General features: G+C 43.1%; 23 protein-coding genes and 4 tRNA genes. 21 read left to right on the forward strand and 6 right to left on the reverse strand.

Annotated features, from left to right (window positions below; all coding sequences use genetic code 11):
- Window positions 1-2: 2 nt before the first annotated feature.
- The 15 genes from wecB (at window position 3) to G6Q48_RS00180 (ending at window position 12,928) form a co-directional block, all read left to right on the forward strand.
- The gene (gene wecB, locus G6Q48_RS00110) at window positions 3-1,133 is read left to right on the forward strand and encodes a non-hydrolyzing UDP-N-acetylglucosamine 2-epimerase (RefSeq protein ID WP_102139868.1); all 1,131 of its coding nucleotides are present in this window, start codon (window positions 3-5) and stop codon (window positions 1,131-1,133) included.
- Window positions 1,130-2,392, forward strand: a complete 1,263-nt coding sequence (gene wecC, locus G6Q48_RS00115) for a UDP-N-acetyl-D-mannosamine dehydrogenase (RefSeq protein ID WP_102139869.1) — start codon at window positions 1,130-1,132, stop codon at window positions 2,390-2,392. Before wecB ends, wecC begins: the two co-directional genes overlap by 4 nt.
- Window positions 2,383-3,456 carry a dTDP-glucose 4,6-dehydratase gene (gene rffG, locus G6Q48_RS00120; RefSeq protein ID WP_181489940.1) on the forward strand — a complete coding sequence of 358 codons (1,074 nt, stop codon included), beginning with the start codon at window positions 2,383-2,385 and terminating at the stop codon, window positions 3,454-3,456. The genes wecC and rffG overlap by 10 nt, the downstream gene beginning before the upstream one ends.
- 8 nt (window positions 3,457-3,464) lie before the next feature.
- Window positions 3,465-4,346: a glucose-1-phosphate thymidylyltransferase RfbA gene (gene rfbA / locus G6Q48_RS00125; protein ID WP_102139870.1), complete on the forward strand. Its 882-nt coding sequence runs from the start codon at window positions 3,465-3,467 to the stop codon at window positions 4,344-4,346.
- Entirely contained in the window at window positions 4,324-5,064 is a 741-nt protein-coding gene (gene rffC, locus G6Q48_RS00130) for a dTDP-4-amino-4,6-dideoxy-D-galactose acyltransferase (RefSeq protein ID WP_102139871.1), read from the forward strand. Before rfbA ends, rffC begins: the two co-directional genes overlap by 23 nt.
- A complete protein-coding gene (gene rffA / locus G6Q48_RS00135) occupies window positions 5,051-6,181 on the forward strand; it encodes a dTDP-4-amino-4,6-dideoxygalactose transaminase (protein ID WP_102139872.1) in 1,131 nt (376 codons plus the stop codon). The genes rffC and rffA overlap by 14 nt, the downstream gene beginning before the upstream one ends.
- Window positions 6,181-7,431: a lipid III flippase WzxE gene (wzxE, locus tag G6Q48_RS00140; protein WP_102139873.1), complete on the forward strand. Its 1,251-nt coding sequence runs from the start codon at window positions 6,181-6,183 to the stop codon at window positions 7,429-7,431. Before rffA ends, wzxE begins: the two co-directional genes overlap by 1 nt.
- Window positions 7,428-8,513 carry a TDP-N-acetylfucosamine:lipid II N-acetylfucosaminyltransferase gene (locus tag G6Q48_RS00145; RefSeq protein WP_102139874.1) on the forward strand — a complete coding sequence of 362 codons (1,086 nt, stop codon included), beginning with the start codon at window positions 7,428-7,430 and terminating at the stop codon, window positions 8,511-8,513. Before wzxE ends, G6Q48_RS00145 begins: the two co-directional genes overlap by 4 nt.
- Window positions 8,510-9,865: an ECA oligosaccharide polymerase gene (gene wzyE, locus G6Q48_RS00150; protein ID WP_094962456.1), complete on the forward strand. Its 1,356-nt coding sequence runs from the start codon at window positions 8,510-8,512 to the stop codon at window positions 9,863-9,865. Before G6Q48_RS00145 ends, wzyE begins: the two co-directional genes overlap by 4 nt.
- A gap of 54 nt (window positions 9,866-9,919) precedes the next feature.
- Window positions 9,920-10,657 carry a lipopolysaccharide N-acetylmannosaminouronosyltransferase gene (wecG, locus tag G6Q48_RS00155; RefSeq protein ID WP_166264485.1) on the forward strand — a complete coding sequence of 246 codons (738 nt, stop codon included), beginning with the start codon at window positions 9,920-9,922 and terminating at the stop codon, window positions 10,655-10,657.
- 289 nt (window positions 10,658-10,946) lie between these two features.
- Complete coding sequence (gene thrP / locus G6Q48_RS00160; protein WP_166263937.1) at window positions 10,947-12,323, forward strand: bifunctional threonine/serine APC transporter ThrP; 1,377 nt, start codon at window positions 10,947-10,949, stop codon at window positions 12,321-12,323.
- A gap of 166 nt (window positions 12,324-12,489) precedes the next feature.
- Window positions 12,490-12,566 (forward strand) — tRNA-Arg (locus tag G6Q48_RS00165).
- A 79-nt stretch (window positions 12,567-12,645) separates the two neighbouring features.
- A tRNA-His gene (locus G6Q48_RS00170) sits at window positions 12,646-12,721 on the forward strand.
- A gap of 15 nt (window positions 12,722-12,736) precedes the next feature.
- A tRNA-Leu gene (locus tag G6Q48_RS00175) sits at window positions 12,737-12,822 on the forward strand.
- 29 nt (window positions 12,823-12,851) lie between these two features.
- Window positions 12,852-12,928 (forward strand) — tRNA-Pro (locus G6Q48_RS00180).
- Between the two features lie 860 nt (window positions 12,929-13,788).
- Here the strand turns inward: G6Q48_RS00180 and G6Q48_RS00185 are convergent.
- From G6Q48_RS00185 to hemC, 5 genes are all read right to left on the reverse strand, one after another.
- A complete protein-coding gene (locus tag G6Q48_RS00185; RefSeq protein ID WP_102139876.1) occupies window positions 13,789-14,016 on the reverse strand; it encodes a hypothetical protein in 228 nt (75 codons plus the stop codon).
- A 319-nt stretch (window positions 14,017-14,335) separates the two neighbouring features.
- Window positions 14,336-15,529, reverse strand: coding sequence for a protoheme IX biogenesis protein HemY (gene hemY / locus G6Q48_RS00190; protein ID WP_102139877.1), 1,194 nt, complete (start codon window positions 15,527-15,529; stop codon window positions 14,336-14,338).
- A gap of 2 nt (window positions 15,530-15,531) precedes the next feature.
- On the reverse strand, window positions 15,532-16,800 hold the full coding sequence (hemX, locus tag G6Q48_RS00195; RefSeq protein WP_166263939.1) for a uroporphyrinogen-III C-methyltransferase: 1,269 nt from the start codon (window positions 16,798-16,800) through the stop codon (window positions 15,532-15,534).
- A 3-nt stretch (window positions 16,801-16,803) separates the two neighbouring features.
- Entirely contained in the window at window positions 16,804-17,559 is a 756-nt protein-coding gene (locus G6Q48_RS00200) for a uroporphyrinogen-III synthase (RefSeq protein ID WP_166263941.1), read from the reverse strand.
- The gene (gene hemC, locus G6Q48_RS00205; protein WP_166263943.1) at window positions 17,556-18,500 is read right to left on the reverse strand and encodes a hydroxymethylbilane synthase; all 945 of its coding nucleotides are present in this window, start codon (window positions 18,498-18,500) and stop codon (window positions 17,556-17,558) included. Before hemC ends, G6Q48_RS00200 begins: the two co-directional genes overlap by 4 nt.
- A gap of 593 nt (window positions 18,501-19,093) precedes the next feature.
- Between hemC and G6Q48_RS00210 the strand changes: the two genes are divergently transcribed.
- Entirely contained in the window at window positions 19,094-21,667 is a 2,574-nt protein-coding gene (locus tag G6Q48_RS00210) for a class I adenylate cyclase (RefSeq protein ID WP_166263945.1), read from the forward strand.
- A 43-nt stretch (window positions 21,668-21,710) separates the two neighbouring features.
- On the opposite strand, the gene cyaY is transcribed toward G6Q48_RS00210, so the two are convergent.
- Window positions 21,711-22,028, reverse strand: a complete 318-nt coding sequence (gene cyaY / locus G6Q48_RS00215; RefSeq protein ID WP_166263947.1) for an iron donor protein CyaY — start codon at window positions 22,026-22,028, stop codon at window positions 21,711-21,713.
- 235 nt (window positions 22,029-22,263) lie between these two features.
- On the opposite strand from cyaY, the gene lptM reads away from it, so the two are divergent.
- From lptM to yigB, 5 genes are read left to right on the forward strand one after another with little or no spacing between them, the layout of a single operon-like run.
- Window positions 22,264-22,449 carry an LPS translocon maturation chaperone LptM gene (gene lptM, locus G6Q48_RS00220; RefSeq protein WP_004906065.1) on the forward strand — a complete coding sequence of 62 codons (186 nt, stop codon included), beginning with the start codon at window positions 22,264-22,266 and terminating at the stop codon, window positions 22,447-22,449.
- A 21-nt stretch (window positions 22,450-22,470) separates the two neighbouring features.
- Window positions 22,471-23,295: a diaminopimelate epimerase gene (gene dapF / locus G6Q48_RS00225; RefSeq protein ID WP_102139884.1), complete on the forward strand. Its 825-nt coding sequence runs from the start codon at window positions 22,471-22,473 to the stop codon at window positions 23,293-23,295.
- A 24-nt stretch (window positions 23,296-23,319) separates the two neighbouring features.
- Window positions 23,320-24,024: a DUF484 family protein gene (locus G6Q48_RS00230; protein WP_166263949.1), complete on the forward strand. Its 705-nt coding sequence runs from the start codon at window positions 23,320-23,322 to the stop codon at window positions 24,022-24,024.
- Complete coding sequence (xerC, locus tag G6Q48_RS00235) at window positions 24,006-24,935, forward strand: tyrosine recombinase XerC (RefSeq protein WP_102139885.1); 930 nt, start codon at window positions 24,006-24,008, stop codon at window positions 24,933-24,935. The genes G6Q48_RS00230 and xerC overlap by 19 nt, the downstream gene beginning before the upstream one ends.
- The gene (gene yigB, locus G6Q48_RS00240) at window positions 24,935-25,651 is read left to right on the forward strand and encodes a 5-amino-6-(5-phospho-D-ribitylamino)uracil phosphatase YigB (RefSeq protein WP_102139886.1); all 717 of its coding nucleotides are present in this window, start codon (window positions 24,935-24,937) and stop codon (window positions 25,649-25,651) included. The genes xerC and yigB overlap by 1 nt, the downstream gene beginning before the upstream one ends.
- Window positions 25,652-25,672 lie beyond the last annotated feature (21 nt).

Raw genomic sequence — 25,672 nt, forward strand, 5'->3', positions numbered from 1 at the left:
CTGTGAAAGTATTGACTGTATTCGGCACACGACCTGAAGCCATTAAAATGGCACCACTGGTTCATGCATTAGCTGAAGATGCAGACTTTGAAGCCAAAGTTTGTGTTACAGCACAGCATCGTGAAATGCTAGATCAAGTACTGAAACTGTTTGAGATCATTCCAGATTACGATCTCAATATTATGAAACCAGGGCAAGATTTAACTGATATCACATGTCGTATTCTTGAAGGGTTGAAAAGCGTTTTTGCTGATTTTCAACCGGATGTTGTTCTTGTTCATGGCGACACCGCAACGACGATGGCAACTAGCCTTGCGGCATTTTACCATCGTATACCTGTAGGGCACGTTGAAGCTGGGTTACGTACAGGAGACCTGTATTCCCCATGGCCTGAGGAAGCAAACCGTAAGATTGCTGGGCATTTAGCAATGTATCACTTCGCCCCAACTGAAAATTCACGCCAAAATCTGTTAAAAGAGTCTATTCCTGACAGCCATATTTTTGTCACCGGAAATAGTGTTATTGATGCGCTATTGTGGGTACGTGATAAAGTCATGAGCGACCAGTACATGATGGAAAAACTGGCCGCAAACTATCCGTTTATCGACCCAAATAAAAAAATGATTTTAGTCACAGGCCACCGTCGTGAAAGTTTTGGTGGTGGTTTTGAGCGGATTTGTCATGCGCTGGCAGAAATTGCACAAGCACATCCAGATGTGCAAGTTGTCTACCCAGTTCACTTAAATCCAAATGTGAGTGAGCCTGTTAAACGTATACTGCATGATATTGATAATATTATTTTAATTAGCCCTCAAGACTACCTGCCATTTGTTTATTTAATGAATCATGCTTATTTAATTTTAACAGATTCAGGCGGTATTCAAGAGGAAGCGCCTTCTCTCGGTAAGCCTGTTTTGGTAATGAGAGATACCACAGAACGACCAGAAGCAGTTGATGCAGGAACGGTTCGTCTTGTGGGAACAGACACACAAAAAATTGTGAAAGAAGTTAATCGGTTACTGACAGATGACGCGGAGTATCACGAAATGAGCCGCGCACATAACCCTTATGGGGATGGTCATGCTTGTCAGCGTATTCTTGCAGCATTGAAAAGTAATCAGGTGAAATTATGAGTTTTGAAACTATTTCTGTTATTGGCCTTGGTTATATTGGTTTACCAACAGCAGCAGCCTTTGCATCACGTAAAAAACAAGTGGTTGGTGTCGATGTTAACCAACATGCCGTTGATACTATTAATCAAGGTAAAATCCACATCGTGGAGCCAGAACTGGATATCGTGGTCAAAAAGGCAGTTGAAGAAGGCCACCTGAAAGCCTTTACTAAGCCGCAACCTGCGGATGCTTATCTGATTGCTGTGCCTACGCCATTTAAAGGCGAACACGAACCTGACCTCGCGTATGTACGTGCTGCCGCTGAGTCAGTTGCTCCAGTATTGAAGAAAGGCGATTTAGTCATCCTTGAGTCTACATCGCCAGTAGGAACAACAGAGCAAATGGCAGAGTGGATGGCAGCTGCTCGCCCTGATTTAACTTTCCCCCACCAAGCAGGTGAAGAAGCCGATATCGATGTCGCATACTGCCCTGAGCGCGTGTTACCAGGCCAAGTGATGGTCGAATTAATTAAAAATGACCGCGTTGTTGGTGGAATGACACCAAAATCCTCCCTGCGTGCTAGTGAGTTATACAATATTTTCCTTGAAGGTGAGTGTGTAATTACTAACTCAAGAACCGCGGAAATGTGTAAGTTAACGGAAAATAGCTTCCGCGATGTGAATATTGCTTTTGCGAATGAATTGTCATTAATTTGTGCTGAACAAGACATCAATGTGTGGGAGTTAATCAGCCTCGCGAATCGTCATCCACGCGTTAATATTTTGCAGCCAGGCCCGGGTGTTGGTGGGCACTGCATCGCGGTTGACCCATGGTTTATTGTTGCGCAAAATCCAAAACAATCACGTCTTATTCATACCGCTCGTTTAGTCAATGATGGCAAACCAATTTGGGTTGTTGACCAAGTGAAAGCGGCAGTGGCTGATTGCTTAGTGGAAACGGGTAAAAAAGCCAGTGAAGTGACAATTGCCTGTTTCGGCCTGTCATTTAAACCGAATATTGATGATTTACGTGAAAGCCCAGCAATGCACATCACCAAAATGGTGGCGAACTGGAACCCAGGTAAAACGTATGCGGTTGAGCCACACATCCATGAATTACCGACCTCTTTAAAAGGTATTTCTGAGCTGGTTTCGATTGAACAAGCCGTTAATGAAGCCGATGTGATCTTAATGTTAGTTGACCACAATATGTTCAAAGGCATCCAAGGTTCTGCGATCCCACAAAAATGGGTCGTGGATACAAAAGGAGTATGGCGTTGAAACGCATTTTAATCACTGGAGGCGCCGGGTTTATCGGCTCTGCTGTTGTTCGTCATATTATTGAAAATACTGACGACAGCGCAGTGGTTCTGGATTGTTTAACCTATGCAGGTAACTTAGAGTCTCTTGCAACGGTTGCGAATAACCCGCGCTATGCTTTTGAGCAGGTGAATATTTGTGATAGAGCTGCATTAGATGCTGTTTTTGAAAAATATCAACCCGATGCTGTGATGCATTTAGCGGCAGAAAGCCATGTTGACCGTTCAATTGATGGCCCTGCGGCATTTATCGAAACTAACATTGTGGGGACTTACACACTGTTAGAGGCGGCTCGTCATTACTGGTCTGCACTGAATGATGAGAAAAAAGCGGCTTTCCGTTTTCACCATATCTCAACAGATGAAGTTTATGGTGACCTCGAGGGGCCTGATGGTTTCTTCACAGAAACCACGCCTTATGCACCAAGTAGCCCTTATTCCGCATCGAAAGCATCGAGTGACCATTTAGTTCGTGCATGGCAAAGAACCTATGGCCTGCCAACGATGATCACTAATTGTTCAAATAACTACGGGCCGTATCATTTTCCTGAGAAATTGATCCCTTTAATTATTTTGAACGCCTTAGCAGGCAAACCTCTGCCAGTTTATGGTAAAGGTGAGCAAATTCGTGACTGGCTGTTTGTTGAAGACCATGCACGCGCACTGCATTTAGTTGCGACAACCGCGCAACCTGGCACCACCTATAATATTGGTGGCCATAATGAGCGCCGTAATATTGATGTTGTAGAAACGATTTGTGAGCTGCTTGAAGAGCTGCACCCGCAAAAACCACAAGGTGTGGCGCACTACCGTGACTTAATCACATATGTGAAAGACCGGCCGGGGCACGATATGCGTTATGCCATTGATGCCGCGAAAATTGAGCGTGAATTGGGGTGGACGCCACAAGAAACCTTCGAATCAGGTATCCGCAAAACAGTGCAGTGGTATTTGAACAATGAAACGTGGTGGCGCCGCGTACAAGACGGTTCTTATGCGGGCGAGCGTTTAGGTCTAGGAAATTAGGTGACAGTATGAAAGGTATTATATTAGCGGGAGGGTCGGGGACGCGTTTGCATCCTATCACTCGCGGTATTTCTAAACAGTTATTGCCTATCTACGATAAGCCGATGATTTACTACCCGCTTTCAGTTCTGATGTTAGCGGGAGTCCGTGAGATTTTAATCATCTCTACCCCTGACGACTTGCCGATGTTTAAGCGTTTATTAGGGGATGGCCACGAGTTTGGGATTGAGCTGAGCTATGCGGAGCAGCCATCACCAGACGGCCTTGCGCAAGCGTTTATCATCGGTGAAGAGTTCATCAATGGTGACTCGTGCTGTTTAGTATTGGGCGACAATATCTTTTTCGGCCATTCATTTAGCCCAAAATTGAAATCTGTTGCTGAACGAGTAAAAGGCGCAACGGTTTTTGGTTACCAAGTGATGGATCCTGAGCGTTTTGGCGTCGTGGAATTTGACGATAATTTTAAAGCACTGTCGATTGAAGAAAAACCCGTTAAGCCTAAATCGAATTGGGCGGTGACAGGGCTGTATTTCTATGATTCACAAGTGGTTGAATTTGCTAAACAAGTCAAACCTTCTGAACGTGGCGAGTTAGAAATTACGTCGATTAACCAAATGTACTTAGAACGTGGCGAACTAAACGTTGAATTGCTCGGTCGCGGCTTTGCTTGGTTAGATACAGGCACCCACGATAGCCTCATTGAGGCGGGAACCTTTGTGCAAACCGTTGAAAAACGTCAAGGTTTCAAAGTTGCTTGTTTGGAAGAAATCGCGTGGCGTAACGGCTGGCTGACAGATGAACAAGTCGCTTTTTCAGCACAACAGCTGAAAAAAACAGGTTATGGGCAATATTTAGAGGATTTATTACGTGTCCGTCCGCGCCAGTATTGAGAGCTTGCCATGGGAGAGCGAATTTTTTCATCGCTCAACGGCAAAGTTGAATTTTACGGGGGATAATCTCGAAACCCTCCTTGCTTATCAAATAAATGAATACGATATCGTGCAAGCAAAAGTCGCTGCGTCTGAAACGCAGCTGATTGACGATTTAGCCGGTATGGGTTTTTCATTTGTTGAAGGTGAAATCGATTTCGCGCTGACTATTGGCACAGAAAATGCTTATTTAAAGGCAGGTTTAACAGCGGAAGATCGCATTGTTGTCGCACAAGTGGATGATATTCCTACGTTGCGACAAGCCGCTGAGTCTGTCTTTAGCAAAAGCCGCTTTAGAGCACCTTGGTATCGTGATGGTGATAGCGGTCAGTTTTATGCGTTGTGGATAGAAAAATCAGTACTTGGCACGTTTGACCACACTTGTTTACTGATTAAAGATGCGTCTGGTGCGATATTGGGCTTTGTGAGTTTACGGCATCTGGATGCTGAAACTGCGCGGGTTGGCCTACTAGCGAAAATGCCAGAAGCGAAAGGGCAAGGTGTGGGGCGTAAGTTGATGTCAGCAGCATTTAATTGGTGTGTGGAACACCAAAAAAGACAGTTAAATGTGGCCACGCAAATCAGTAATGTTGCGGCATTAAATCTTTATTCACGTAGCGGTGCAGCAATTGTCAGTACCGCCTATTGGTTATACAGGGGACAACATGATTCCATTTAATAAACCACCCGTTGTAGGTACTGAATTAGAGTATATGAGACAAGCCATGGAAAGTGGCAAACTGTGTGGTGACGGTGGCTTCACGAAACGTTGTGAAGAATGGATGGAAAAACGGTTTAATTGCCCGAAAGTGCAGTTAACGCCATCTTGCACGGCCTCATTAGAAATGGCGGCGATCCTGATTGATACTAAGCCGGGTGATGAAATTATCATGCCAAGCTTTACTTTTGTATCAACCTCTAATGCATTCGTGTTACGTGGCGCGAAAATCGTATTTGTTGATATCCGCCCAGATACCATGAATATCGATGAAACTAAAATTGAAGCTGCAATCACTGAGCGTACACGTGCCATCGTTCCTGTCCACTATGCAGGTGTTGCTTGTGAGATGGACACCATTATGGCCATTGCGAAAAAACACAATTTATTCGTGATTGAAGATGCCGCGCAAGGTGTGATGTCGACCTATAAAGGCAAAGCGCTGGGGACCATCGGCCACATTGGTTGCTATAGCTTCCATGAAACGAAAAACTACTCTTCAGGCGGTGAAGGTGGGGCAACGCTGATTAATGATAAAGACTTGATTAGCCGTGCTGAAGTGATCCGTGAAAAAGGGACGAATCGTAGCCAATTTTTCCGCGGCCAAGTGGATAAATACACATGGCGTGACATCGGCTCAAGCTACTTGTTGTCTGATTTGCAAGCGGCTTACCTATGGGCACAGTTAGAAGAAGCGGACAAAATTAACGACCGCCGTTTACTACTATGGAAACGTTATGATGAAGCGTTGCAGCCATTGGTTGATGCAGGACGCTTAGTCTTAGCAACTGTGCCAGAAGGCTTAAAACACAATGCCCATATGTTCTATATCAAACTTAAAGATATCGACGAGCGTACCGAGTTCAATGATTATATGAAATCCCATGGTATTTTGACGGTATTCCACTATGTTGCATTGCATACTAGCCCTGCGGGTATCGAGTTTGGTCGTTTCCATGGTGAAGATAAATATACAACATCAGAAAGTGACCGCTTAGTGCGTTTACCGATGTTCTACAACATGACTGATGATGAACAGCAGACAGTCATTGAGCGAATCAAAGCGTTCTTTGCCTAATGTCTCTTGCTAAAGCATCGGTTTGGACTGCTGGCTCTACCCTGATTAAAATCGGGGTAGGCTTGTTAATCGTTAAGTTGTTTGCAGTCTCATTTGGGCCCAGCGGTGTAGGGCTAGCGGGTAACTTCCGCCAATTGATTACTGTACTAGGGGTGTTATCTGGTGCAGGGATTTTCAATGGTGTCACAAAATATGTTGCAGAGCACCACCAAGACCCACAAAAATTACGTGCGGTTCTGGGAACGTCATCGACGATTATTCTAGGGTTTTCAGCGCTACTTGCGCTTATCTTTTTACTTTGCAGTGCGCCAATCAGCGTAGCGTTGTTTGATAGTGAAAAATACAGCTCGGTTATTCAAATAGTCGCTTTAATTCAAATGGGTATCGCGTATGCGAACTATTTCCTGGCTATTTTGAAGGGCTACCGAGACGCATCGGCAAACGCATTAGCCATTATTTTGGGTAGCATAATCGGAGTTGTTGCCTATTATTTATGCTATCTGGTTGGTGGGTATGAAGGCGCTCTCGCAGGGTTAGCATTAGTGCCTGCACTCGTGGTACTGCCTGCGGCTGGGATGGTAATTAAACGTAAGCAATTTGCGTTATCGTCATTGAAGCCCGCATGGGACAAAGCGATTGCGACTAATTTAGGCAAATTTACGGTCATGGCGATGTTAACAGCAGTCACGTTGCCAGTCGCTTATATCATGATGCGAAACCTACTCGCCCAAACCTATAGTTGGGATGAAGTGGGGTTATGGACCGGTGTGACCACCATTTCAGACGCCTATTTGCAGTTTATTACCGCGACATTTTCAGTGTATTTGTTGCCGACTTTATCGCGTTTGCAACATAAAAATGAAATTTCAGCCGAAATTGTTAAAGCATTGAAATTTGTTTTACCTGCCGTTGCGGTTGTCAGTTTTACGGTTTGGTTACTACGTGATTTTGCGATTTGGTTGCTGTTCTCAAAAGAATTTACAGGTATGCGAGACCTGTTTGCATGGCAGCTGGTCGGCGATGTATTGAAAGTGGGGGCTTACGTATTTGGCTATTTGGTTATTGCCAAAGCCGCATTGCGTTTTTATGTCCTTACTGAAGTGAGTCAATTTATATTATTAACGGGTTTTGCGCATTGGCTAATCCCTGAACATGGCGCAGTAGGTGCAACTCAGGCTTATATGGCCACTTATATTGTCTATTTTACCTTATGTTGTTGCGTATTTTTGATTTACCGTAGGCGAGCATGACAACCTTAATACATGTACTGGGATCGAACCTCCCACACCACAATCAGACGGTATTGACGTTTTTTAATGACGTCATTTGCCAAGCAGAAATCGCTCCGTCATCAACACCGCATTTTATGGTCGTAAGCGACGATGCGCAGCTTGCTGACGCTTATCCTCAGCTAAAAATAGATGTTTTTGCGAATAAACAGGCTATTGCCAATAGTGTTATACAGCGTGCCAAGGCAAATCGCCGTACTCGCTTTTTCTTTCATGGGCAATTCAATGCGCCTATTTGGCTAGCGCTGTTATTTGGCCAAATTAAATCCCATCAGTTTTGGTGGCATATATGGGGAGCTGACCTCTATGAAGAGTCTAGCTCATTAAAATTTAAGTTATTCTATATCTTACGTCGTCTAGCGCAGAAAAAAGTAGGGCACGTGTGTGCTACGCGCGGGGATTTGTGTTATTTCCACCAGTCGAACCCGAAAGTACCTGCGACAGTGTTGTATTTTCCAACACGAATGGACCCTGCATTAACAATAAGCGAGCCTAAGGTGCGTGAAGGCGCTCAACTGACTATTTTGTTGGGTAACTCAGGTGACCGTTCGAATCGCCATGTAGAGGCACTGAGTGCGATTAAACAGCAATTTGGTGATGAGGTTAAGGTGATTGTCCCAATGGGCTATCCTGCCAATAACCAAGGCTATATTGAACAAGTCGAACAGGCTGCAAATAGTGAGTTTACTTCAGGACAAGTCGAAATCCTGAAAGAGCGCATGGAATTTAGCGAGTACCTGAATTTGCTCAAATCCTGTGATCTTGGCTATTTTATTTTTAATCGCCAACAAGGGGTGGGAACGGTTTGTTTGCTGATCCAATTTGGCATTCCGTTTGTAATCAGCCGTCAAAATACGTTCTGGCAGGATTTAACTGCTCAAAATGTCCCTGTGTTTTTCTATGGTGACAACCTGACGATACCGCTGGTGGACGAAGCTCAGCGCCAAATGAGTTTATTAGATAAACACCATATTGAATTTTTTGCTCCCAACTTTACTGAGGGCTGGAAAGCCGTTCTCAGAGCCGTGGAGGAGCGAGCATGACGCTGACGGAATTAGGCGGCTTAGCACTGGTCTACCTGATATCAATTATTTTTATTGGTACTTTGCTATACAAAGAGTTTTTACGTGCTCGGTTTAACTTCAATATTTTCTTCTCAATGCTGTATTTATTGACGTTTTACTTTGGTTTTCCATTAACCTGTGCGTTAGTGTTTCAATTTGATGTTGCGGTTGTTAAGGCGGATTACTTACTTTACGCCCAACTAGCGGCAACCAGTTTTTATGCGATTTATTATGTCGCTTATAAAACACGGCTTTCTAGGCAACCGGATGCACCACGGCGTGCGTTGTTTAGCATGAACAAAGTGGAAACGAATTTAACCTGTCTGTTATTGATTCTGATTGCTGTCGTGACAGTAGGTATCTTTTTCATGCAGAACGGTTTTTTGCTGTTTAAGTTAAAATCCTATAGCCAAATTTTCTCCAGCCAAGTTTCTGGCGTGGCATTAAAACGCTTTTTCTATTTCTTCATTCCTGCAATGTTGATTGTTTATTTCTTGCGGCCAACACAGAAACGCTGGATTTTCTTTCTTGTTAGTACCGTTGCATTTGGTTTCTTAACCTATGTTATCGTCGGGGGAACAAGAGCGAACATCATTATTGCCTTCGCGCTGTTCTTATTCATTGGGATTGTCAGAGGTTGGATTACGCTGTGGATGCTAGCCGCGGCTGGGGTCGCCAGTATTGTAGGGATGTTCTGGTTAGCCTTAAAACGCTATGGCCTAGATGTCAGTGGTGCTGAAGCGTATTACACTTTCTTGTACTTAACGCGGGACACATTCTCCCCGTGGGAAAACTTAGCATTGCTGCTGAGTCATTACGATGAGATGGATTTTCAAGGCCTAGCGCCGATTATCCGTGACTTTTATGTTTTTATTCCTTCTTGGGTTTGGCCAGAACGTCCAGATACGGTATTGAATTCTGCCAACTATTTTACGTGGGAAGTGCTCAACAACCATTCTGGGCTGGCAATTTCGCCAACACTGATTGGTTCATTAGTGGTGATGGGCGGGGTGATTTTTATACCACTCGGAGCCATCGTTGTGGGGCTTATCATCAAATGGTTTGATTGGATCTATGGCATGAGCCTGAAAGAACCGAATCGCTATAAGGCCGCCATTATGCAGGCATTTTGTTTTGGCGCCATTTTTAACATTATTGTTTTAGCGCGTGAAGGCGTGGATTCTTTCGTCTCACGGGTGGTTTTCTTTTGCTTAATATTCGGACTGTGTCTGGTGTTAGCAAAATTACTGTATTGGTTATTTGAAAGTGCAGGGCTTATTCGCACAAAAACAGCTTCTTTTTTAAGAAGCCAACAGCGTGAAAGCCGCTAAAGGAGTATCATGGAATCGTCATCAACTCAGTCTTCATCAGTTACACAGTCATCTATTCCACAATCATCTATTCCACAATATAGTATTCGTGGTCATAATATTTGGGGCTTTAAAGATATGGCCCACTTTTTAGACTACTTATTTGCTGATGGGGAAACGAAAACGGGAACACTCGTTGCGATTAATGCAGAAAAAGTGATGATCGCTGAACAAGATACGGCTTTAAATACATTACTAGGCCAAGCCGAATATTTGTATGCTGATGGAATTAGTATTGTCCGTGCTATTCGCCGTAAATATCCCCAAGCTGAAGTTTCCCGCGTGGCTGGTGCTGACTTATGGGAAGGCTTAATGGAAAGAGCCGGTAAAGAAGGTACGCCGGTTTTCTTAGTGGGTGGCAAACCAGAAATCCTAGAACAAACCGAAAGCAAGCTGCGCTCGCAGTGGAATGTGAACATTGTTGGCTCGCAAAACGGTTATTTTACTGCTGAAGACCGAAGTGCATTGTTCGAACGTATTCGTGCAAGTGGTGCCAAAATTGTTACTGTTGCGATGGGTTCCCCGAAACAAGAACTGTTTATGCGTGATTGCCGAACAGTCCACCCTGATGCGTTATATATGGGTGTTGGGGGGACTTATGATGTGTTTACAGGGCATGTTAAACGCGCCCCGAAAGTTTGGCAAAACTTAGGTCTGGAATGGTTGTATCGCTTATTATCTCAACCTTCTCGTATTACTCGTCAGTTTAAATTACTGAAATTTTTAGGCTACTATTACGGTGGCAAGCTGTAATTTTTGTAATTATTTGATTTTTATCGTTATTATCGATGTATTTTACTGACCGCAAGTAGGCTTAAACTTTTGCTTGCGGTCTGAATTCTCCGAATTACTGGTCTCTTCCTTCAAATATTTCTATAATCCCTCAAAAATAATCATATTCGCACCAGTTTGTGCTTAATCTTGCGGCTATGGCATTTTTTTAATCGCCTAATTAATGCTTTTCAAATAATTGCAGTGATTATTACTAACTGAGTTTCAATTAAAACTGCATTTTAAATATCTAACTTTGACAGGGGTATGTATGGGAAATCCACAGCAGGGGCTTCAACGTGGGTTAGAAGCACGCCATATCGAGCTGATTGCGCTCGGTGGAACTATTGGCGTTGGGTTATTTATGGGATCCGCCAGTACACTAAAATGGGCGGGACCTTCTGTTTTACTGGCTTATATCATCGCAGGAATTTTTGTTTTCTTCATTATGCGCTCAATGGGGGAAATGCTATTTCTTGAGCCTGTAACGGGTTCTTTTGCTTCGTTTGGTTATAAATATTTAAGTCCATTTTGGGGATGTCTCACCGCATGGGGCTACTGGTTTATGTGGGTGGCTGTCGGTATTTCTGAGATCACGGCCATTGGCGTATATGCCGAATATTGGTTCCCTGATGTGCCGCAATGGATTTTTGCCATTATTGCAGTGGTATTAGTGGCATTAGCTAACTTAGCCGCTGTACGGCTGTATGGAGAGCTTGAGTTCTGGTTTGCCATGATCAAAGTGACCACGATTGTGGTGATGATTTTAATTGGTTTAGGACTGATTTTTTTTGGTCTGGGTAATAACTTTGAGCCGATTGGGCTTGCGAACCTTACCGAACATGGTGGTTTCTTTGCCGGGGGCTGGAAAGGCTTCTTATTTGCTTTGTGTATCGTTGTGGCCTCTTATCAAGGGGTTGAGCTGGTTGGGATCACTGCGGGTGAAGCGAAAAATCCTCAAGTCACGTTAAGAAAGGCGATCAATAATATTTTATGGCGCATATTAATTTTTTATGTGGGCGCTATCTTTATTGTTGTAACGCTGTTTCCGTGGACTGAAGTGGGTTCTCAAGGTAGTCCATTTGTTCTCACCTTTGCGAAAGTCGGTATTGTATCTGCCGCAGCGGTGATTAACTTTGTGGTGTTAACCGCAGCGTTATCTGGCTGTAATAGCGGGATGTATAGTGGTGGACGGATGCTGTATGCCTTAGCGCAAAATAAACAGTTGCCTCGCTCATTATTGAAATTAACAAAGAACGGTGTGCCGGCACGTTGTGTAGGTTTTACTATCCTTTGCTTAGTGGCCGGATCAAGCCTGAATTACATCATACCGAATCCAGAGAAAGTCTTTGTGTATGTCTATAGTGCGAGTGTGTTACCCGGAATGGTGCCTTGGCTAGTGCTATTGACCAGCCAAATCCGTTTTCGACAACAAAACAAAGAAAAACTTATCGGACACCCTTTCAAATCGATTCTTTTTCCATGGGTTAACTATGCAACCTTACTATTTTTAGCCTGCGTTTTGGTTGGAATGGCGATTAACCCAGATACTCGCTTATCTTTAATCGTGGGAGCTATCTTTTTAGGGGGCGTTTCCCTGCTTTATTTCATCATTCGTCTGTTCAATAACCGTAATGCAAAAGTTTAATCGCCGTATTTTGGTTGATTTTTATTAGCGGTACAGTGAAAAGAGGGTAAATATGCTCTCTTTCTCGACGAAATGGATAAAAGGCAAGCAATCGATATTTTTATTTCAAAAAGGACTAGACAGAAGGAGGATAAATCCGTACTATCCTCTCCCGCAACGGCGTTAAGCGCCCGTAGCTCAGCTGGATAGAGCGCTGCCCTCCGGAGGCAGAGGTCTCAGGTTCGAATCCTGTCGGGCGCACCAGTTTTAGCGCTTCGCTACGGTTGGCAAAATGACGTTGTATGTAGTAATATAGCAACGCTTTGAAAAAAGTGAAGTTATGGTGGCTATAGCTCAGTTGGTAGAGCCCTGGATTGTGATTCCAGTTGTCGTGGGTTCGAGTCCCATTAGCCACCCCATTTTTTTGTGATATTGCGAGGGTGGCGGAATTGGTAGACGCGCTAGCTTCAGGTGTTAGTGTCCTATGGACGTGGGGGTTCAAGTCCCCCCTTTCGCACCACGAAGAAATGTAATGAGTACTAAAAAATTCGGCGAGTAGCGCAGCTTGGTAGCGCAACTGGTTTGGGACCAGTGGGTCGGAGGTTCGAATCCTCTCTCGCCGACCAATTTAAAGAAACCCGTCTTAATCGACGGGTTTTTTGCTTTCTATTCTTATACTTTTATACTCTCTTCATACTTCATACTTCATACTTCATACTTCATACTTCATACTTCATACTTCAAACCGTGTGTTGTTGGCTATGTTCAGCTACCCAGGTTACATACATACTTATGTATGTTCATCGGGATATCTTCATTTGCGGTTTAGCCATAACTAGAATTATCTAGAGTATATTCAGGGTGTTTTTCAATTAGTGACTGGATATAGTTAATTGCTTGTTTTTATTTGTAATTTAACAGGCTATCTCGCTAGTGTCGTAGAATAGATACAATCCATTATATTGATGTCGCCAAAAGGCGACATATTACCTGTTGATTTATAAGAAAATATAAATAACTCATTTATGGTGTCTCTAAACTGCGACAAAGTAGTACAGCAAGATATGGGCAACAGATGCGTACATTCTTTAATGTTAGAGAGGTTGACTTCCAAGAAGAAAAATTATGTGTAAAACCGGAGGGATGAGAGAGAAGTTAAAAGAGCGAGCTTAAAAAATATCATTTAAAAAAAGTTGGCATGCATTGTGCATTATTCTATATGTAGATGCTCATCTCACTTCTTATGACAGCGAAGCTTCATAAACCCAGAGATGACGCAAAGCCGATTATCGGTGCCTATTGTCCAACTTAGATGATCAAGAGCTCATCCTCTTACCATCAACGAACGGGCGAAACGTTGAGTGAGGCACCATCCGTCTGTAGACCTGATTGTATTTTACACCTGCCTTGTGCAGGTGTTTTTTTTGTCTATACAAAATACTTAGCCCCTTAGAAAATAACTAAGAGGCTGAAAATAAAACAGGTATTAGCTTCTACCTTTACTAAACCACTTACTGAACCAGCGAGTAATATAGGTATAGCAGAGGATAATGAATGTAATAATGAAAATGTCTTTACTAAGATCTTCGGTGTTAAACCCAATAACCATAATAAAAACAAAAGGTGATAATACTAGCAGCAGAAGATCAAAGAATATTTGTAAACGGTTTGGGGTTGCAATAATCCAGCGCCAAATAGTTTTAATTACATTCATATCGATATCCCTAATTCATTCAAAACAAAGATGTATATAAAGCTTTATACACTATGTGTTTATTTTATAACATAGCCAAGTGTGTTTTGCTGATCCTTAAATAACGATTATTGATTAAACATTGAGTTATTGATCTGAAATGTTGCCAATCATAAACCTCATATTCTCCTTTTATGATGATTTAATGCGATTAAAGCAATGCATTTAAATTGTTTTCTGTGTTTTTATTTGGGAAGGTAAATGTAGTTGCAGTTAAGCTTATGGATAAAAAAACTCCACTAAAATAAGTGGAGTTTTTAGAAGAGGCTAAACAAGAGTATTAGTTTCGTTCTTGTTTTAATGAGTGGTTTAATGCGTCTTGGCGAATTTTTGCCGCATCGCTAGGTTTATGTTGCTTGTCAAACGCATCGGCCAGCCATGATGCATCCTGCACATCAAAACGTTGAGCCAACGCAGCTTTAAAGTAGGTTTCTGCTTTGTCCCATTGGGCGTGTTGTAGCGACAAAACGCCCAATGTACTGTTGAGTAATGGGGTGGCACCGTTTTGTTTTTGCAGATGTAAAAGGGTTTTTTCGATAACTTCAGGGCGTTCACTGTTAAGTTTCGGTACTAACAGAAGCAAGCGTTCATCATATTGCTGTTTTAAGCCATCAATAATTATTTTTTCTGCACTTGCAGTATCACCACATTCAATTAAATGTTCAGCTAAGAAAGCTTGCAATGCGGTTTCATGACGAACTCGGCGAGGCTGTGCTTTCCACCAAGCTTTTAGCCCATCACTACCCCCTTCAGCCATATATTGGTTCATCAGCCCTTTGTAAGCCTTTAATTTCAGTGCATCGAGCTCATCTTCATTGTGTAACTGTACTTTGGCCATGACCGGAAGTAATTCAATCAGCGACTGGTAAGCGCCTGAACGTAAGTAAGCTTGTTCCGCGAGGCGCAGTACTTCGGGGTGCCTTGGAGCTTTGTCGAGAAGTTTATCAATGCCATTACGAGCAGCATGGACTTCCCCTTCCGCTAATTGGATACGGACACGGCTGATATCAACGGGAAGTTGGTCACTTCCCGCGGCTTCTGCGGCTCTATCTAAGTACTGGTGAGTGCGATATTCATCACCACGTTGTTGAGCGGCTTCAGCTGCCATTAGGTAGTTAATCACGGGTTGTTGAGAGAAATCAGCATGTTTGCTCATTAACTTTTCAACCTGTTCGAAATCACCTTCTGCTAATTTCAATAGCGCTTTTTGTGTTTGAGTATGTGCTTTGTGGTATTTACGACCACTTACCCAACCTCTGGTACGTGATGTTGTACTGATAAAGCGACGATAGCACCAACCGAGGAACAACAACACAAATTGGAGCAGGATAAAGCCTAAAACGAGGCTGGTTACACTGGTTGTAATGTCATAATTGTCAGTACGAATAAAAACATAACCTTGGTGACCTGCTAATAATGGGCCTAAGATCACCCCGGCAATAAGTACTATAAATAGGATCAGGACTTTTATCATAATTACCCCCTATTGCCAGCAGGCTCTGCTGATTCAAAAGGGTGAGGATTATCAGCTGATTCTGCTTTTTGTGTATCCGTGGCAGGAACTGCGGCATCGGCCGCCGCCTCTGTTGACACTTCAGGTGCATCCGCTGCGGCATCAACAGCACCATCGTTAACTTTTGTGTTGTCTGACGACTGAGAGAGTAAGCTGCGAACCCGAGTTTGCATGACTTTGTCTAGCTTCTCTTGGCTTTCTAAGGTGTCAGGCATTTCAATGTCAATCGGCTGATTGATTAAGTCATCAATGGTTGATAAGAACGCTTTAGTTTCAGGCGCTTCAGTATCAAAATAGGCTCTTACCCATGTCGAAGCTTGCTCTAATGACTGTTTGTAAGTGGCTTCTTGATAACGGGGTACAGCTTGCGCTGCGATTAATAATTGAGAACGAATGTTTTCACGTAGGTAAATATCTTGGTTTGGGGCTAGAAGCGGGGCTTCTGAGCCATCACGAGCTCGTACTGTGACAAAGTCATTTGCAAAACTTTTCCAGCTACGCGCCAAATTTTGTTTCCAATCTGAGATATCATCGCTAACGTCAGCGTTATCTTCACTTTTCGCGTCGCCACTGTTTAAATCCGCTAATCGTAAATTATCGACTTCATTACTTAGCTGGTTTAAACGTAAAATAATACCGTCATAGTCAACTTGGTTGATCGCAGCTAATTTAGCCATATCACTGTTAATTGACTTACGAATGTCGAGTAGGCTCGGGTCATTCATTTCTGCCAGACTTGAGTCTGCACTTTTTAACAGAACGGCTGCGGTCACTGGGTCGCGGTCATTCCACAGCTTTCTTCCTGCCATTTTGACCATAAAGTCAGCTTGGGCCAGTAGCCAACTCTTCACATCAGCGCTGGACAATGCCGTGACGTGTGCTTGCAACTCTTGCATGCGACGGTTGAGGTTCTCTTCATATTCACGAGAATGGCTTTTTATTTCAGAATTAGCCGCAATTAGTGCGTCTAACCGTTGCCTGTCTGAGTTTTGTTGTTCGACTAAGTCACTTAGCTTTTGCTTTAATTCATTGTTTTCATTAGCTAAATTAATATTGCTTTGTTGGGTGAAATAGTACAACCCACCGCCAATAGCGATGATAATAGCGATAGCAATTACACCGCCTATCAGACCAGAACGTTTTTGTTCCGAAGAAGGTTTAGTTTTTGGGCGCTGTTGTTCTGCGCCAGCTTCTGGGGTAACCGTCTCGGTTGTTTTATCGTGTTCCGTCATAAATTAGCATCCCATATCGATTGAAATTAATGCTTCTAATAAAGCATTATTATCTGCGCTATTAGCTACACAGACCTTTTGCCATCCACTTTTGCGGGCTTGGTCTGCAATCCGTTCACTGACGACAAGTAGGCGGCGGGAAAACCACCAAGTTTGGTATTCTTCAGTGATTAATTCTTCTAACAAGGCTAACATTTGACCACTAGTGATCACAACATCGGTAATACCGGTTTGAAACCATTGGTCATTGAACTGGGTTTTATCATAATGAACAGGGTGCCTTGCATAACATTCACAATAATCGACTTGTGCGCCACGAGACCTTAATGTCGATGCAAGCAGTTCTCTTCCGCCATTTCCACGCAATAACAGGGCTTTTTTCCCTTCAAGAAACTGCAAATCCGAATGGGTTAGGAGTACTTCACTAGTTTCCCCTTGCTCTGCCCAACGTACATTTTTACCGGTTATCCGTTGAAAAAACTGCCCTGTAGAACGACCAATTGCATAGTAAGATAACTTATCTGACCAGCTACGGGCCATTTGTTCAAGCGTTAAATTTGCGTATTCGACTGCATTTTTAGATAAAAGAAAGACTAAATCATTCGCAGTAAGGCTATCAAGTTGAGAAATAAGGGTATTTAATTCAGCGCCGGGGCCAATGTGAATTAAAGGGGAGGAGAAGGCTTCTCCCCCTTTGGCAGTGATTGCCGTGATCAGCTCTGAACCTGCAGGCTCAGGGCGAGTGACAAGCACTTTCATGCAGGCGGGTTTCCTTGATAGACATCCGCCAAAATTTCCCTTGCACCACGCTCAAGTAATTCTTCAGCCAATGATACCCCTGCTTGGTTAGCTTCGCTTGGAGAAACGAGCCGTTCCCCACGAATAATCACGCTGCCGTCTGGGGCTCCCACCAAGGCACGCAGCCATATTTTGTCATCTTGCCAAATAGCATAACTGCCAATGGGGACTTGGCAACCGCCTTCAAGGCGCATATTCATCGCACGCTCAGCAAGGACACAGGTTGAGGTTGCGTTATTATTTAGCTTCGCAAGTAACTCACGGGTTTTACTGTCATTTAAACGGCATTCGATACCGACCGCTCCTTGGCCTACCGCAGGTAAGCACTGTTCTGGAGCGAGGGCGGTTTTAATTCGCGTTTCTAACCCCAAACGTTTTAACCCTGCAACGGCCAAAATAATAGCGTCATATTCACCGTTATCTAATTTTGATAGGCGTGTTCCTACATTGCCGCGTAAGTCGCGAATGACTAAATCAGGGCGGAGTTCCCTTAATTGGCATTGACGGCGTAAACTCGATGTCCCGACGATACTGCCCTCTGGCAATGCATCAAGACTATCGTAGTGGTTTGAAACAAAGGCATCTCGAGGATCTTCACGTTCACAAATCGTGACTAACCCTAAGCCTTCAGGAAATTCAACAGGGACATCTTTCATCGAGTGAACGGCAATGTCAGCGCGCCCTTCCAATAAAGCAAGTTCTAGCTCTTTGACGAACAGCCCTTTTCCGCCAACTTTCGCGAGAGGTGTATCAAGGATGATGTCGCCTTTTGTCACCATAGGAACTAATTCAACCTGTAAGCCCGGGTGAAGCTGCTCTAATTTGTCTTTGACAAAGTGTGCTTGCCATAGGGCTAGAGGACTTTTGCGCGTTGCAATACGCACGATATTTGTTGATGTCATTTTTACTGTTTTCTCTGGCGAAGAATGCCGCAGATTAACCATACAATTGGCATTAGTTTTAACATGTTAAGGATATTTTTTCCAGTTAGGTGAAAAAACCCTCTTTGAATCGTTTATCACCGATTCACTTTTTCTACCATGATGCAAGAAAGAGATTCAAAATGAGATGACCTAGAACTGCTATTAAGTGATTTCTTTAGCTTATCGTGCTATTTTTTGCGTGGAACATTCTGTGTTTTCTGTTAATTCGTGTTGAAGCGTGTAAGCACAGACGCTGTGCGTATTGTACTTAATATCATTCTATTTTGCTTTTTTACTAAACAACTGGGTAAAAAGAAATTATTCCATTGAAAAACAAGGGATATTTTACAGATTAAAAAATAAAAAGCCTTTTTATACAATATGTTGAAAAGCATTTTGTATCAAAAATAAGCGCGTAAAATTATGTGATCTACTTTACCCTTTTGATGCAAGGTGTTAAATTGATCACGTTTCCGACAATCCATTTGAAAATTATTTTAAATCTATCTCTATCTGTTGGGTGCTGGGAAATTCTCCGGTTTGTATTACTTTCATTCAATCAGGCGTAACCTTTGTATCTCTATATTGAAACCTTAAAACAAAGACTGGATGCGATAAACCAATTACGGTTGGAACGTGCAACAGCTTCTATGAGTGAAGCCTTCTCGAAGGTTTATAGCTTGCTGCCTGTTTTGTTTCATTATCATCATCCAATGATACCTGGTTTTATTGAGGGTAATGTGCCTCATGGTGTCTGTTTTTTCTCTCCTGATACAGAGCAAAAAAAATGGTTGGAGCCTTTTGCGCGTTTTCTGCCCACGATTGAAACCGAAACGAATGGTGAATTACCGATTACGGGTATTTACTCGATGGGGAGTACTTCATCTGTTGGGCAAAGTCAGTGTTCAGATATCGACGTTTGGGTTTGTCATCCTTCTTGGTTAGACCACGAAGAAAAACGTTTTTTGCAAAAGAAGTGCACCTTAATTGAACAGTGGGCAGCGTCTTTAGGCATTGATGTCACTGTTTTTCTAATCGATGAAAATCGTTTTCGTCATCATGCCAGTGGGCATATAGGTGGGGAGAACTGTGGTTCAACGCAACACATTCTATTATTAGATGAATTTTATCGAACTGCTGTGCGTATGGCGGGTAAACGTTTGCTGTGGACCATGGTACCGGTTGAAGAAGAGCAGCATTACGATGAATATGTTATGGGGTTATATGCACAAGGCGTGCTAACGCCTAATGAATGGCTTGATTTAGGCGGGTTAAGCGAACTTTCTGCTGCGGAATATTTCGGTGCAAGCCTATGGCAGTTGTACAAAAGTGTCGATTCCCCCTATAAAGCCGTGTTGAAGAGTATTTTGCTGGAGTCCTATTCATGGGACTATCCCAATGGCAAACTATTAGCGATGGAGTTTAAGCGTCATTTACATGCTGGCGAAATCGTGTGTTACGGCTTGGATTCATACTGTTTAATGTTAGAGCGAGTGACACGTTACCTGACTGAAATTAATGATTTAACTCGCCTTGACCTTATCCGTCGCTGTTTCTACTTGAAAGTGTGTGAAAAATTGTCTGAAGAAGACGCTAACACGTGCTCAGGCTGGCGCCGTGATGTGTTGTCTCAGTTGGTTGAATCATGGGGGTGGGGATCAGCGCGTTTGTCGATACTCGATACGCGTAATCAGTGGAAAATTGAGCGTGTCCGTGAGGCGCATAACGAGTTACTTGACACGATGATGCAAAGTTATCGTAATCTTATTCGTTTTGCGCGTAGAAATAATTTAAGTGTTAGTGCAAGCCCACAAGATATTGGGGTATTAACCCGTAAATTATATGCGGCTTTTGAGGCCCTTCCTGGTAAGGTGACATTAGTTAACCCCCAAATTTCACCTGATTTAAGCGAAGCGCATCTCACCTTTATTTATGTACCAGAAGGGCGCGCGAACCGGAGTGGTTGGTATCTGTATAACCAAGCACCAAATATTGATGCTATTATTGGGCATCAACCTCTTGAATATAACCGCTATTTAAATAAATTAGTGGCGTGGGCGTATTTTAATGGTCTGCTGACTGAGACAACCCAAGTTTATATGCATAATGGGAAATCCCAGTGTGATGAACGAAAACTGCTTGAGCTAATGCACGATGTTTCAAGTCATTTTCCTATTAGGTTGCCCGCCCCAACGCCAAAAGCGCTTTATAGCCCGTGTGAAATTCGCCATCTTGCAATCATTGTTAATTTAGAAAAAGACCCAACACAGGTATATTCAGAGCAAGTCGTTCATGTTGATTTTAGAAAACTGGATATTTTCAGTTTTGGCGAATCACAACAATGCCTGATCGGTAGCATTGATTTGTTATATCGCAATTCGTGGAATGAGGTAAGAACGCTACATTTCAGCGGAGAACAGTGCATGTTAGAAGCACTTAAGACCATTTTAGGGAAAATGCATCAAGATGCATCGCCTCCTGAAGCGGTCGAGGTGTTTTGTTATAGTGAGCACTTACGTGGGTTGATTCGTACCCGTGTACAACAGCTAATATCTGAGTGTGTTGAATTACGTTTATCGAGCAACCGAAATGACCCTGGGCGTTTTAAAGCATTACGTATCGCGGGGCAAACGTGGGGTTTATTCTTTGAGCGCCTGAATGTATCCGTACAAAAACTTGAGAATGCGGTTGAGTTCTATGGGGCTATCTCCCATAACAAGCTGCATGGCTGGCCAGTTAAACTTCAGGCGAAGAGTGACAACCATTTGCCTGCCGTTGTTGATGGCTATGCGAGTGAAGGGATTGTACAGTTTTTCTTTGAAAATACCGCAGACAATACCGGTTTTAATATTTATGTTTTAGATGAAGCGAATCGGGTTGAAATTTATTCCCACTGTGAAGGGTCGAAAGAAGATCTTGTCCGTGATGTGAGTAAATTCTATTCTTCTTCCCACGACCGGTTTACCTATGGTGCAAATTTTATCAACTTCAATTTACCGCAATTTTACCAAATCATTAATCAAGATGGTAAAAACCAAGTTGTTGCATTTTCTGGCGGGACATGGCCATTTACGGCAGAAGATGATGACATGGGGTATGAAATGCATTCGAGCCAACCGCAGCACCCACAAGCGCACTATTATTGATGGTAGGCAGTATAACGCTGCCCACCATCTAAACTCGTAACGCTTAGAATGAAAAGGGCTCTTGGCTTTGAAAAGCAATTGCCTCGGCTAGTTTAGTCTTAAATTCATGCCCTGAGCGGTCACAAACCCAATGACCTTGTTTATAATCATAATGGTACCCACCCTGTTTAGTTGCTAACCATATTTGGTGGAATGCCTCTTGTTTGTTGATAATAATTTTACTGCCATCTTCAAAGCTAAGGGTCATCACACCACCATTGATTTCACAATCAATATCGGCATCACCCTCATAGTTATCTAAATGCTCTTCGATGCTGCTTAGTAGCGTTTCGGCTAGCTGATGAAATTCGCTGTCATTCACGATTAATTTCCTGTTTGCTCACAATGGTTTAATTGAAATTATTATTGTTAATTGAAATTATAGGAGGGAACCTACATTGGGGTCAATCTAAGCATACCCACTAAAAATTTCAGACTAAATTTAGCCTAAAGTATATAATATCAGCATGCTGGATAAACAGGCGTGATTTGCGAGGCCACTCCTGTTATTGTGTAAAATATCAGATGTCAAAAGTAAGTATTACGGGCGAAAAAGAATGAAAAAAAGTTTAATTGGGCTTAGTGCACTAGTTGTTTTATTTACCCTTTCTGGCTGTGGCTTAAAAGGCCCGTTGTATTTTCCGCCGGAAGAAACTGCAGCTCCGGCTAAGGCATCTGATGTGCAACCTACCGCACAAGACAGTACTGCCAAAGAGCCGGCTCAAACCACAAATAATCAGTAAGTCGCCTCAATGGAGCGTGAAATGCAATTTTCTAAAATGCATGGCTTAGGCAATGACTTCATGGTTGTCGATGGTGTTACACAAAATGTGTATTTTTCGCCTGAATTGATTTGTCGGTTAGCAGATAGGCACACAGGCGTTGGGTTCGATCAACTACTATTAGTTGAAGCTCCTTATGACCCTGACCTTGATTTTCATTATCGTATTTTTAATGCGGATGGCAGTGAAGTTGCACAATGTGGCAATGGAGCCCGTTGTTTTGCTCGTTTTGTTAGGCTCAAAGGCTTAACGAATAAGCAAAAAATTAAAGTCAGTACTCAGTCCGGCCGTATGACATTAACCATAAATGAGAATGATGATGTCAGCGTTAATATGGGCGAACCTGATTTTGAACCGCAGAGAGTACCATTTCGCGCCGTCAAAGAAGAAAAGACCTATATTATTCGAGCACAAGAACGTACAGTGTTGTGTGGGGTTGTCTCAATGGGTAACCCGCATTGTGTGATTCAAGTTGAAAGTATTCATACGGCAGAAGTCGAAGTTTTAGGTCCCGCTTTAGAAAATCATGAGCGTTTTCCAGAACGTGCCAATATTGGTTTTATGGAAATTATCAGCGCTGACCACATTCGCTTGCGTGTTTATGAACGCGGGGCTGGGGAAACTCAAGCTTGTGGTAGCGGAGCATGCGCGGCTGTCGCAGTTGGAATTACTCAAGGGCTACTGGCGAAGCGGGTCAAAGTCGATTTGCCGGGGGGCTCATTAGATATCGCGTGGGAAGGCCCAGGGTCGCCACTTTATATGACAGGCCCTGCAACGCATGTTTATGACGGAGTCATTCAACTCTAATTTTGAATAGCTGAAGAGGGAAAAATGGATAAAACCAAAAAAGCACAGGAGTTGGTTCATCAGATTGATGAGCTTGATGTCGTGCGCTACTTAACGGAAAACCCCTATTTTTTTCTTCGTAATGCACAACTGTTGGAGCAACTAAAAGTCCCACATGTCGTGCGGGAAGCGATTTCATTGCCTGAGTTAGTGATGAGCCGTCAACGGTTGAAAATCAAAGAGCTCGAACAAGATATTCGTTTTATGGTTGAACAAGCCCATGAAAATGTGGAGCTTTTTGAAGAGTTGTTAGTGTTGGTGATTGAAATGTCATCAGCAGAAAGTTTACAGCAAATGCTGTTAGCACTAAATCGTTGGGCAAAAAGGCTGGGTTTATCTGGTGCTCAGGTACGCTTGTTTAGTGATAGCTGGCATTTGTCCGCACCTATGGATGCACATCAATTAGTTATTTCGCGTCGTGTCTTTGAACCCGTAAGAATTCAACGGTTTGGCAATAACCGTAACTACCTCGGTCGGCTAAATGGCCCTGAAATCCAACTACTTTTACCTGATGCATTAAATGTCGGCTCAGTCGCTATTTCACTGTTTGGTCATCACGGTGAATCAGGTATGGTCATTTTTACTAGCCGGGATCGTGAACACTATCAACATGATATGGGAACAGTCATGTTGGAAAAAGTCGCTCAAATTCTACCGAGGTTATTATGCCAATGGATAGAACGCCTGTAAAAAATCAGCCAGAAGGGCTGATGAGCCAAATTGAAGCTTTTCTGCATTATTTGCGAGTTGAACGCCGGCTAAGCCCTGTCACTATCACTAATTATCGCCGCCAACTCAGCGTTATCGTGGAAATGTTAGCCTCCTTAAATATCCACGAATGGCAAAAAGTGGATGCGACTATTGTGCGCAATGTTGCCGCTAAAAGTCGTAAATCGGGCTTGCAAGCGGCAAGTATGGCGTTGCGGTTATCATCGCTACGTAGTTTTTTTGATTGGATGGTTCATCAAGGGGAACTACCAGCAAACCCGGCAAAAGCAATCCATGCCCCTAAATCTAAAAAGCGTCTCCCTAAAAATATGGATGTGGATGAAGTTTCCCAACTGTTGAATATGGATAGTGGCGACCCCCTTGTTGTACGTGACCGAACAATGCTTGAAGTGATGTACGGTGCGGGGTTACGGTTATCTGAGCTTGTTGGGCTGGACGTTCGTCATCTTGATTTAAATACGGGTGAAGTGTGGGTGATGGGAAAAGGGAGCAAAGAGCGCAGAGTGCCAATGGGTAAAACAGCGGTGAGCTGGCTGCAGCGTTGGCTTGAGATGCGAGAACTCTATGACCCAGAAGATGACGCTGTTTTTATCTCAACCCAAAGTGGCAAACGTATTTCGAATAGGAACGTACAGAAACGTTTTGAGCAATGGGGAATAAAACAAGGGGTTAATAGCCACATTAATCCCCATAAATTACGCCACTCTTTTGCGACACATATCCTTGAATCAAGTGGGAATTTACGTGGAGTGCAAGAACTTCTTGGGCATGCAAATTTATCGACGACACAAATCTATACGCACCTTGATTTTCAGCACTTAGCAAACGTTTATGATGTGGCTCATCCGAGAGCAAAGAGGGAGAAACCTTAATGCATTTTTACCGTCCGTTATCACCCATTTTGGCGATCACGTTTGATTTGGATGACACGCTTTACGATAACCATCCCGTTATTGATAAAACGGAAGAAGAAGTTTTACGTTTTGTTCGTGAATATGATCCGCGCTTTAATCATTTTAATAATGAAGATCTTTATGCTTTTCGGCGTCTTGTTGAAGAACAAGAGCCTGATATTTATCATGATATATCACGCTGGCGTTGGCTTTCTTCCAAAATGATGCTTTGCCATTATGGTTACTCGAAAGACGCCGCACAAAAAGGGGCGGATGATATCATGGCGCACTTCACATATTGGCGAAATAGAATCGATATCCCGCAATCCACCCATGAAACACTGCGTCAGCTCGCAGAGAAAGTTCCGCTGGTGGCGATTACTAATGGAAATGCAGAACCTGAAGCATGTGGGTTAGGCCAATATTTTCAATTTGTATTGAAAGCAGGGCCCGACGGCCGCTCAAAGCCATTTTGTGATATGTACCGTTTAGCTGCGAAGCGGCTTGAGATGGAGCCACAGTTTATTCTTCATGTTGGGGATAACTTGCTGACGGATGTTGAAGGTGCAATTAACAGCGGCATGCAAGCCTGCTGGATCAACACAAATCAAAAAACACTGATGGAAGAGAAAGAGGTGCGTTTATTACCGCATGTGGAAATTTCGCGGTTGGATTCTCTCTTATCATTGGTATAATCATTTACTGTATAAAAAAAC

The organism is Providencia sp. M-27, from assembly GCF_011077905.1.
GTDB classification, from domain to species: domain Bacteria; phylum Pseudomonadota; class Gammaproteobacteria; order Enterobacterales; family Enterobacteriaceae; genus Providencia; species Providencia huaxiensis.